The following is a 2040-nucleotide window of genomic DNA, read 5'->3' on the forward strand; positions in this document are numbered from 1 at the left end:
GGACTTCGGCGGGGGGTTCTGAGGCGGCGGGCCGTGCCTGCTCGGAGGCAGAGCAGCGGGAGTTCAGTCCTCTTCGCCCGGCTCGTCGACCTCCGCGTTCGCCAGTCGCTCCATCACCTCGGCCGCCAGTGCCAGCACCCCCCGCTCGGTCTCGCCGAGCGTGCCGAGGGCCCGGGCCAGCCACGCGTCCCGCTGGGCCATGTCGTCCTCGACCGCGAGGCGCCCGGCGTCGGTCAGGGTCAGCACGGACTGGCGCCGGTCGGTCGGGTCCGGCGCCCGCAGGATGAGCCCCTCCGTCTCCAGCTCCGCGAACACCCGGGTCAGTGACTGGGGCCGCTGCCGCTCGGCCGCCGCGACCTCACCGGGCGTCGACGGTCCGTGCCGATGCAGATGGCCGAGCACCGACAGCTGGTTGGGACTGAGACTCCCGTCCCCGCGCTCCTGCCGCAGCCGACGGTTGAGCCGGATCACACCGCGCCGGATCCGGGCGGCGTCGGAGAGATGGTCCATGGCAGAGATCGTACGCAGATCTTTACTATCTGGCTTGCTGAAATCCCCGTAACATCGAGCGAGTGACCGCCAAACTAATACGCAATGCGTACGAAGCGGCGCTGACGATGACCGCCGTACTGCTCTGCTGGGCCGCCGCCCTGGTCCTGGAAGGTGCCGCCGGACTCCACACCGACGTCCTCGTCCTCGCGGTCTCCCTGACCCTCACCCTGTCCGCCACCCAGCGCACCGCCGACATCCGCCGTCGCCTGACCTCACTGGTGGTGCTGCCCGCCACGGCCGGCGCCTCGATCTTCCTGGGCCGACTCATCGCCTCCCACTACGCGCTCGGCGCCGCCGTCTACACGGCCTGGATGGCGCTGGCCATCTGGATCCGCCGCTACGGCCCGGCCGCCACGAAGATCGGCACGCTGCTGGCGCTTCCGCTGGTCGCCCTCCTCGTCGTCCCCGGCCCCGCGCTGCCGCCCAAGGCGCAGAGCGGACTGGTCACTTGGGGCTGGTCGGCGTTGATCGGCGCGCTGGCGTGTGCGTTCGTCTGGCTGGTACAGGCGCTCGGCGACCGTTTCGGACCCTGGCGCGCGGAACCGTCCCCCGAGCAGCCGCCCCGTCCCTCGCGTCTGCATCCCCGCCCCAGCACCCGGATGGCGCTGCAGATGGCGGCGGGAATCGCCGCCGCCTTCGCCCTCGGCACCGCGCTCTTCGACCACCACTGGCCGTGGGTCGTCCTGACCGCGTACGTCGCCGCGAGCGGCAACCGCGGACGCGGCGACGTTCTGCGCAAGGGGATCGAGCGCCTCGCGGGCGCCTGCGTGGGCACGCTGCTCGCGGTGGGGGTGGCGGCGGCCGGCGTCACGGGACACGCCTCGGTCGCGCTGATGTTCACCGTCCTCACGGTCGCGCTGTGCCTGCGCCCCTTCAACTACGCGTACTGGGCCGCAGGCATGACCTGTGCCCTGTCCCTCCTCCTCGGCTACTTCGGCCAGGACGCCCAACACCTGCTGCCGACCCGCCTGGAGGGCATCGCCGTCGGCGCGGCCCTGTCGATCGCCTCGGCCTGGTGGCTGCTACCGATACGCCGCAGACGCCCCAGCCCGACACGGGCCGAGGTACGACCGAGCGAGGGCTGAGAAGGGGGCTGTTCGGCCGATGTCCGCCGGCCGGCCAAGGGGCCTGAGCGGACATGGTTAAGTCCGGAGCGGTTCGGCAGTGCCCCGAAGGGGCGCGGGGCTGCGTTCGATGTGCGGCTCCGCCGCGCGGGCGCGATCGGCCACGACGGCGCCGCGGACGGCCGACGGCACAGCGCGGCACTACCAGCGGAGCGCCTAGGCTTGCGGCATGGTGAGCCCGCCCGAGGGCGGTGACAGAGATGCCGTCGAGGTCCTCGGCGCCGACCGGCCCCTGCTGCGGGACCGCTGGCGCGCCCTGCCGCGCCGCGTCCGATGGACAGCCACAGCGGCGACCGGCGCGGCCGTGTTCACCGCCCTGCTCGGCTACCTCGCCGCACACCGCCCGCCGCCACCGCCGCCCCAC

General features: G+C 73.1%; 2 protein-coding genes and 1 pseudogene. 2 read left to right on the forward strand and 1 reads right to left on the reverse strand.

Annotated features, from left to right (window positions below):
• Positions 1–63: 63 nt before the first annotated feature.
• A complete protein-coding gene (locus GRC12_RS43950; RefSeq protein WP_208786019.1) occupies positions 64–510 on the reverse strand; it encodes a MarR family winged helix-turn-helix transcriptional regulator in 447 nt (148 codons plus the stop codon).
• Positions 511–572: 62 nt separating this feature from the next.
• Here GRC12_RS43950 and GRC12_RS46840 point away from each other — a divergent pair, with 62 nt between their 5' ends.
• Together GRC12_RS46840 and GRC12_RS43960 are read left to right on the forward strand one after the other, a co-directional pair.
• On the forward strand, positions 573–1637 hold the full coding sequence (locus tag GRC12_RS46840; protein ID WP_208786020.1) for an FUSC family protein: 1065 nt from the start codon (positions 573–575) through the stop codon (positions 1635–1637).
• 208 nt (positions 1638–1845) lie between these two features.
• Positions 1846–2040, forward strand: a pseudogene (locus tag GRC12_RS43960) (hypothetical protein); the annotation flags it as partial.

Origin of the sequence: Streptomyces griseorubiginosus (genome assembly GCF_017614965.1) — a bacterium.
Classification (GTDB): domain Bacteria; phylum Actinomycetota; class Actinomycetes; order Streptomycetales; family Streptomycetaceae; genus Streptomyces; species Streptomyces griseorubiginosus_B.